8 protein-coding genes and 2 pseudogenes are annotated in these 7,830 nt (G+C 40.4%); 4 read left to right on the top strand and 6 right to left on the bottom strand.

The features are described 5' to 3' along the window. Nucleotides 1-386 precede the first annotated feature (386 nt). Both ACYQ2O_RS09075 and ACYQ2O_RS09080 read left to right on the top strand, forming a co-directional pair. Nucleotides 387-596 (top strand): cold-shock protein, encoded by a 210-nt coding sequence (locus ACYQ2O_RS09075; RefSeq protein WP_091268131.1) that lies wholly within the window; start codon nt 387-389, stop codon nt 594-596. A 101-nt stretch (nt 597-697) separates the two neighbouring features. Continuing rightward, nucleotides 698-1,108: a ribonuclease HI family protein gene (locus ACYQ2O_RS09080; RefSeq protein ID WP_346024985.1), complete on the top strand. Its 411-nt coding sequence runs from the start codon at nt 698-700 to the stop codon at nt 1,106-1,108. Between the two features lie 56 nt (nt 1,109-1,164). Here the strand turns inward: ACYQ2O_RS09080 and ACYQ2O_RS09085 are convergent, their stop codons facing one another. Further along, on the bottom strand, nt 1,165-2,673 hold the full coding sequence (locus ACYQ2O_RS09085; protein ID WP_346024984.1) for a DUF1846 domain-containing protein: 1,509 nt from the start codon (nt 2,671-2,673) through the stop codon (nt 1,165-1,167). A 92-nt stretch (nt 2,674-2,765) separates the two neighbouring features. Next, the gene (locus ACYQ2O_RS09090) at nt 2,766-2,993 is read right to left on the bottom strand and encodes a hypothetical protein (protein ID WP_346024983.1); all 228 of its coding nucleotides are present in this window, start codon (nt 2,991-2,993) and stop codon (nt 2,766-2,768) included. On the opposite strand from ACYQ2O_RS09090, the pseudogene ACYQ2O_RS09095 reads away from it, so the two are divergent. Continuing rightward, nucleotides 2,986-3,129: pseudogene (locus tag ACYQ2O_RS09095) on the top strand (DNA alkylation repair protein); the annotation flags it as partial. The gene ACYQ2O_RS09090 and the pseudogene ACYQ2O_RS09095 sit on opposite strands and share 8 nt — an antisense overlap. Nucleotides 3,130-3,341: 212 nt before the next feature. Here the strand turns inward: ACYQ2O_RS09095 and ACYQ2O_RS09100 are convergent. From ACYQ2O_RS09100 to ACYQ2O_RS09115, 4 genes are all read right to left on the bottom strand, one after another. Beyond that, complete coding sequence (locus ACYQ2O_RS09100) at nt 3,342-4,106, bottom strand: mechanosensitive ion channel family protein (RefSeq protein ID WP_346024982.1); 765 nt, start codon at nt 4,104-4,106, stop codon at nt 3,342-3,344. 187 nt (nt 4,107-4,293) lie between these two features. Further along, complete coding sequence (locus ACYQ2O_RS09105; protein ID WP_459796460.1) at nt 4,294-5,058, bottom strand: bile acid:sodium symporter; 765 nt, start codon at nt 5,056-5,058, stop codon at nt 4,294-4,296. A 911-nt stretch (nt 5,059-5,969) separates the two neighbouring features. After that, on the bottom strand, nt 5,970-6,509 hold the full coding sequence (locus ACYQ2O_RS09110) for a DUF6933 domain-containing protein (RefSeq protein ID WP_346024980.1): 540 nt from the start codon (nt 6,507-6,509) through the stop codon (nt 5,970-5,972). A gap of 56 nt (nt 6,510-6,565) precedes the next feature. Continuing rightward, nucleotides 6,566-7,024 (bottom strand): 8-oxo-dGTP diphosphatase, encoded by a 459-nt coding sequence (locus ACYQ2O_RS09115; RefSeq protein WP_346024979.1) that lies wholly within the window; start codon nt 7,022-7,024, stop codon nt 6,566-6,568. Between the two features lie 256 nt (nt 7,025-7,280). Between ACYQ2O_RS09115 and ACYQ2O_RS09120 the strand changes: the two are divergent. Continuing rightward, nucleotides 7,281-7,525 (top strand): annotated as a pseudogene (locus ACYQ2O_RS09120) (DUF378 domain-containing protein). Nucleotides 7,526-7,830 lie beyond the last annotated feature (305 nt).

Raw genomic sequence — 7,830 nt, forward strand, 5'->3', positions numbered from 1 at the left:
GCTAACAGATAAAATACCGGAACTTACAACGAAACTCCAGCCGGAGTTTAAGGGTGCAGTGAGAGCAGCTTTGAAGAAAAGCCAACATAGACCTTCAATAGGTGTAAAAATTGGAAGAATAGCTAATAATGGCTCTTCATCAAGTCCAATGGGGCAATTACAGAAATTATTTAATTAGAACTGACTTTCTCAAGCCTTTTAAAAGCTCGAAGAGCAAAAAAGGCTTGAGAAAGTCAAAAACAATAAACTGCGTTTCAGATTTCTAGAATAAATTTCCGAGAATAGCTTTACACATACTCCCTTGTAGCAATGATTGACTAGGTTCACCGTATCCTTTATACTGAGGGATATAACCGACTATAATGAGTAATCTTAGGGGGAAAACGATGACTACAGGTACTGTTAAATGGTTTAACAATCAAAAAGGCTACGGGTTTATTCAATTTGGTGATGAGGAAGAAGTGTTCGTTCACTTCACAGGCATCACAATGGAAGGGTACAAAGCTCTTAATGAAGGTCAGACAGTCGAGTTCGATATCGTTGAAGGGTCACGCGGTCCTCAAGCTACAAATGTTACAGTCGTGGAAGCTGAATAATACATTTTACTTATACATAGAAATGAGGATCAGTTGCACAGAGGAACTGGTCTTTTTTCTACGTCATTTTTAAACAAATAATAATTAAGGAGAATCCAGGTATGCTTAAAATTTACAGTGATGCGGCTGTATCTCAGAAAAACCAACGTGCTGGCGCTGGCCTGGTAGTGGCTGGGGACGGTCTGCATGAACAGCTTAATGCCCCTCTCGAAAACTGTCTGGACAATCACTTGGCAGAATTAAAAGCTTTCTACCTGGCAGTCAAGTGGGTTCATGATCATGACCGCACCCAGGAGTGGACTATATTACACACAGACAGTCAGCTTGTCGCCCAGTCGATCCGAAAGAATCATATGAAGAATCCCGTTTACGCTGAGATCTTCAATGATATACAGCAATTGTTGTCCCAGCTTAGTTTTTATGAAGTGAAATGGATCCCTGAAAAACAGAACAAAGGCGCGGACAATCTGGCTAAACAGGCCATCGCCAAGCAGCTTAAACAAAAAAATTAAAAAAGTAGCTGCTCGTCGTCTATCTCAGTTGAGATAAGCGGACGGCAGCTTTAATCTTAATTGTAATACAGATTGTCTGTTGGATAGACGGGATCATTCGTAATATCTATTCCTAGCATTCTGATTGTCTGTTCATTTTCGCTGTTCAGAATAACTGTTGAGTGCGCCTGGGCATCAGTCAACTTGTCAAGCTGCCTGTAAGCCAGATCTGCGGTCGGATTAGTTACCGCACTGATCGCCAGTGCAATAAGCAGCTCGTTGGCAGATAAGGTAGGTACCTTGCTTTTCAGATCATCTTTTTTCAATGTCTGAATCGTCTGCAGGATCATAGGAGCCAGCAAATCAATTTCATCAGAAATATTGGCCAAAGATTTCAAGCTGTTGACGATTGCAGCCGCAGCTGCATCCATCAGACTGGTCGTGCGTCCAGTCACTACTTTGCCATTAGGCAGCTCGATTGCAACGACTGCTTGAAGGCTCGTATCATCCATCCTGCTCTGTACCTTTTCTGCATACTGCCTTGCAATCAAGACAGGTTTTCTATCTTCTTTCTTTAAATCTGTTTCTTCAAGGATCAGCTGCATGTGTCGCAGAGAATCTTCATCAGCCAGACCTTTTATATAGTCATTTTCAATAGAAAATGCGCGGCGGATGATTTCCTGTCTGGACGCCTCACAGACTACTTCATCATTAATAATACCAGATTTAATCCGGTTTACACCCATATCTGTGGGAGACTGATAAACTGAAGATTTTCCGGATATTTTTTCAATAATCCGTCTAATAACTGGGAACATTTCCGTGTCTCTATTATAGTTGACCGCAACTTCCCCGTATGCTTCATAGTGATAGTTGTCCAGCATATTAACATCTTTAAGGTCCACAGTAGCTGCTTCGTATGCTGTATTGACCGGATGCTTGAGCGGAAGGTTCCATACCGGAAACGTCTCGAATTTTGCATAACTCGCTTCATTTCCTCTAGCATATTCATGATAGAGCTGATTCAGGCAGGTAGCCAGTTTTCCGCTTCCAGCTCCTGGAGCTGTAACGACGACTAGCGGTTTTGTAGTCTCAATGTAAGCATTTTTAGCAAAGCCGTTTTCTCCAACAATTGCTTCGACATTGGTAGGATAACCGTCAATGGCTCTATGCGTATGAACATTTATGCCATTGCGTTTAAGCTTGGTCATGAAGATATCAACGTTAGGCTGATTCTGGTATCGAGTAATCAGTACGCTGTTCACTGGAATGCCATATGCCCGGTACTCATCGATGAGTCTTAACACATCCCGGTCGTATGTAATCCCATAGTCCCCTCTCACCTTGTTTCTCTCAATGTCTCCTGCATACACACAAATGATAATTTCAGACTGATCTTTCAATGTTGCCAGCAGTTTCATCTTGGCATCTTCATCAAAACCAGGCAGCACACGTTTGGCATGCTTGTCGCCAATTAATTTCCCACCAAACTCAAGATACAATTTGTCACTGTTCTCAACTCTTTCAAGAATATAGGCAGACTGTTCCTTCAAATACTTTTCTGTGTCAAAACCAATTGTCTTCATTTCTTCCTCCTGTAACTTGTCCATTATCTGACTCATTATAGCATTAAACAGGAGGACATCTTAGAAATTTTTTTAAATTCTTAAAAAGAAAATCACTCGACAAGTTTCAGGTCATCCATTCCCACTATTTTCTTGTTCAATACATCTATGACTGCATCCCTTTTAACCAATGTCTTCTTTTCCAGCAGCATTTCCAGAACAGTTTTTGCCCCATAATCCATTCCTCGAGCTCCCGTGATCAGGAGAATATCTCCTTTTCCAACGTGGTCGAGACTCGTACATAGCACATCTTCTAGTTCGTTGTAATAGTCAACAGACACTGTACTTCTGGAAGAAATTATAGTGAATAACCTGAACCAGAATGAATTCTTTATTAATAAAGCAATCGGCTGAAGTTTAAGAGACTACAGCAAAACTGATCCTGAATGGGTCCCTCAATTCATCGAAACACACTGACAGGACACGGCTTCTTTGAGCATACGGGAAGCCAGCAAGTACCTTTAATGCAAGGTTCTCGCCAAACGGAAGGATGATGAATAATGTTTGTCTTAATGCAAAGGGTAGTATGACACTGGAGGAATTGATCCCGTATTGATCGGACGAAAAAAGGAGACCCTTATTAGTTTAAGTATTTCCTTTATCATTTAATTTTCCATGTGAATATCCATTTAAGGGTAAGAAATTGAAATCCCTTCCTGGTCAAAGGATTTCTTAACTTCCTGCAGGACATCAAAGTATACCGTCCAGTAATCTTCGGATTTGACCCATACTCTCGCAACATATTCGACGGCACTGTCTCCATGTGCAGACAGGCGAATAAACGGTTCAGGATCAGACATGACCAACTCATGATTATTTAAAATACCTTCCAATACATTCAGCACATGCTGAGTATCTGTCTCGTATCCAACTCCGAAAGTGAAATCGACTCGTCGGGTGTCATGAACAGAATAATTGACGATTCCAGCATTGGACAGTGTGCCGTTAGGAATGTAGATCATTTTATTGTCCGGAGTAATCAGTTCGGTATAAAGAATCTGGATGGCTTTGACTGTTCCGCTGTATCCGGATCCTTCAATATAATCCCCTACCTTGAACGGTCGCATGGTCAGAAGTAGTACCCCTCCAGCCAGATTAGACAGAGCGCCTTGAAAAGCCAGACCAATCGCCAGACTTCCTGCACCCAGAACAGCAACAAACGACGCTGTTGGTATGCCTAGAATACCGATTACAACAATAATAAGAAGAATCTTCATTACGACACTAAAAACAGACAGAAGAAATGGCTTAAGACTTTCGTCCATTTTTGATTTCTTAACTTGTCTCGTCAATAGTCTGTTGAAAACCTTAATCAGACTTGATCCAATAATTAAAGTAAGTATTGCCATAACTACAGGTACGGCTTTATCGATAAAAAATGTAATCCAATTCATTATTAATCTCCTTCATACCGAATCCGTGGGTATCACGGCCGGCAAGTAATTTTTTTAATTGAAACCTTATCTAGTTTCGGCCTCTTTAAGTCTTGATTTTCCTATATAAGTGGATAAGGTGCTGAACAACACTGTACTGATCATCGTTGTCACAGCAATCGTAAGAAAAATGCCTGGATCAGAAAAGTTATTTAAAACTACTGCAAATGCAACTGCACCATTCCTCTGTCCCCCCTGCAAATCCGGAAGTCAGCTGCATCGCACGGTCGGGATTTTTCATTTCAATCAAATACCCGATTACTGCTGATGCTAGTACAATAAGAATGCTTGATGTAATCACACCACTCCCGATAAGCTGAACCAATTCAGGTAGAAGCCCCAGCATCATGCCGTATACTGCTATATTCATCATGACCTTCTGTGTTTTCAACGTATAAGGCTTAATATTCAATGCCAAGTCTTCGAAAAATAGTCGCATGAAAGACCCCGCCGATAAAGGAAGAAGGATACTCGCAATCAGACTTCCGATAAGGTCAAGAGAAGTGATTTCTACCCCTTCAATCATCCTCGGCAAAAGAATAGGTAAAATCAGAACTGTTGACAAGGTCAACAGGATCATTGTTGAAACAGCATAAGTGATCTTCTCACCTGTTTCCTGCACAAATGCAATGACTGTCGAGGCACCTGCACATAAAAATAGAATAACAAAGGCTGCGGAATAAACCGGATCTATTGGGATGATCCTGAGAAGCTGCCAGAGAATGAGGGGGAGAATGACATTGTTAAACGCCACCAGCCTTAAGAAGAAGCCCCAGTTATCTTTGACTGTCTTGAGAATAGTTTTTGGGTGTTCACTTAATCCTGAATTGAATACCAGGAGTAAAATGAAAATCGGCATGGTAAAATAACTGACATTGTATATCACATTTAAAACACCATTAATAACGTTCAATATAATCGTCTCCTTTAACGCACTAATATAAAGGATACAATCTATACTTACTTAAAGTCAACTTTTTTGAAATAAAGCAGCGTTGCAGGCGCGTATTAAGGGTGATGATATCTGGTGGCTAATCATCTAAGTTGTTTGGTCCCCTCTTCAGTAAGTGACAGGCTTAGTGGGTGGGAATCGGATAATGGTTGATGAGGACAAGGACTCACTCTGTCGGGAGCAGCCAACTGAGTTGTGATCGTGCCATCGAGTTGGTCGTAAGATGTCGCGAGCAGCCAACTGAGTTGTGATCGTGCCATTGAGTTGGTCGTAAGATGGTGGGAGCAGCCAACTGAGTTGTGATCGTGCCATCGAGTTGGTCGTAAGATGTCGCGAGCAGCCAACTGAGTTGTGATCGTGCCATCGAGTTGGTCGTAAGATGTCGCGAGCAGCCAACTGAGTTGTGATCGTGCCATTGAGTTGGTCGAAAGATGTCGCGAGCAGTCAACTGAGTTGTGATTGTGCCATTGAGTTGGTCGTAAGATGGTGGGAGCAGCCAACTGAGTTGTGATCGTGCCATTGAGTTGGTCGAAAGATGTCGCGAGCAGTCAACTGAGTTGTGATCGTGCCATCGAGTTGGTCGAAAGATGGATCTTGGAACCCACTCAGTTGGATTGAGGGCGCTCAGTTCGTCGCAAAACAAGACCGTTATATGCTCCCACAAAAAAACAAAGAAAAGCCGCCTATAGTACCCAGACAGTTGTTCATTGTTTCCAATGCTTTTGTAGGTTGGGGTCCCCCAACCCCTCCTTCTTGATTTAAATGATACTAGTTCAATGAATGGATACCTAATCGAGATACTTGGTGTCTTTGATACTTTCAGCTTTCAGAGTCAGTAAAATACGATTACCCTACACTTAATGTGTCCGCCTTTACCATTCCTCTAACCACAGATCAATAGGCTTTTGAAATACACCATCTTTTGTTCGATAGATATCACTTAACCAAACACTTATACTAATAGGATCTATATCCTTTATATTTAAATCTTCGTAATAGACGTAGTGGAGCGCGTCCGATCCTATTGAGCTAAGTTGGCTGACTTTACTATGGTTCAAAGTCTTAGTAAAGGTTACATTCTTACAGTTATTAACGTAATCCTCCCTAATCCTTTCAGGAATTTTAGTTTCCTGCATTAATTGAAGCAGATTGGACTGGAAATCAGCTAAAAATCTATTTATTTTGCTTAATCTGATTGGCCCGCAAACTATAGGATAATATGTTTTATCATTCATCAGGACAACTAATACAGTAGCCCTTGTCAGCTCCACTACATTCGCGTGCCAGTCGTATAATTCATCCGAATCTGTCGCATGATCATAATCCATATCGATAGCAACCTTTGAATCTCCAAAAATACCATCACTATTTTTTATCGCTGTGAGCATTTTCTTAGAGCAATGAATTCTCATATTCTCCGCCTTAATAGAGTACTCATGACAGCAGCCGACTGTTCTATTAGATGCATTTATAGTAATTGAAGCTCCCAGTCAGACTCTTCGTTCTGAGTACGCGCATAATAAAATTCGTTTAATTCTTCAGAAATCATCACCTTGTACATATCCATTAGGTCAGGAACCAGATTATAGTTTGAAAGTTCCGATTCGTCTATCCAGAATACTTCTCCTTCTTCAGAAGACCTCAAAGTGCCCGTAAACTGCGTTGCTATGTATAACAAAACGATGTAGCGTTCGTCTTTGTCAGTCTGAAACTGCTTGGTGCCGACAAGGTCAGGATCAGAAATGACTAGTCCGCTTTCTTCAAATACTTCTCTAATAACAGCCTTCTGGAAAGATTCCGCATGTTCTATTTTCCCACCTGGAAAAGTAATGCCTGGCCAGTTCTTATCTCGTCTGTCCCGAACAAGGACTTGGTTTTCAGAGTTGCGTATCAGACACATATTGGTAAGGATAACTTGTTCGCTCATTTAACACTCTCCTAAACAAAGAATTCAATATTAACTAAGTTAGTCCTTTAGTCTATTCAAATCCGTGTATCCAGTATATCAGTTTGAATTAATTCTTTCACTAATTCGGACATAATTTACTCTCATATGTTCCGTTCAGAGAGTATTACTCGTTTTAATATATAGTGCTTTTATCGAGGCTTATAACTCGCTATATTAAAGGTTAGGACTATAATCTAGGTGTCAGAAATTTATAGGAGAAAGGAGAGATTTTAAGATGAAAACATTGGACAGAGTCGCTTTAGTTATTTTAATTATTAGTGTGGTAAACTACTTATTAGTCGGACTTTTTGAGTTTAACTTGGTTGCCTCTATTTTTTGGGTCAGGATAATATCATTCCTCGTATCGTCTATGTACTCGATGGTCTAGCAACACTATATTGCATTAAATATTTTATGTATGGTCCTGATTCTATCGTGATAATGACCGAAAATACTATAAAGGAAACCGTTAATTTTTAAAATGTGGCTGAGCTAGATGCCAGTCTCTTTTTTGAACCATTATATATTGATAGTCCGACTGCCAATATATAATGGTTGTATATTTCTCAGTATTAGTTGATACTTGAGCCAATTTCATAATTATTTGTCGTGTTTAACACCTGATAAATCAACTTTTTTAAAACATAGAAAAAAGGACCCCCCCCATATGGTACAATTAGGTTGTCGACTAAGACACGTACTCCAGGAGGGATTCCTTATGTCCATTATACAACAACCCACTTTATTTGACATTGATTTTTTAGAAAAACTTGACGTTCAGGAGA

The organism is Alkalibacterium sp. m-11, from assembly GCF_054658155.1.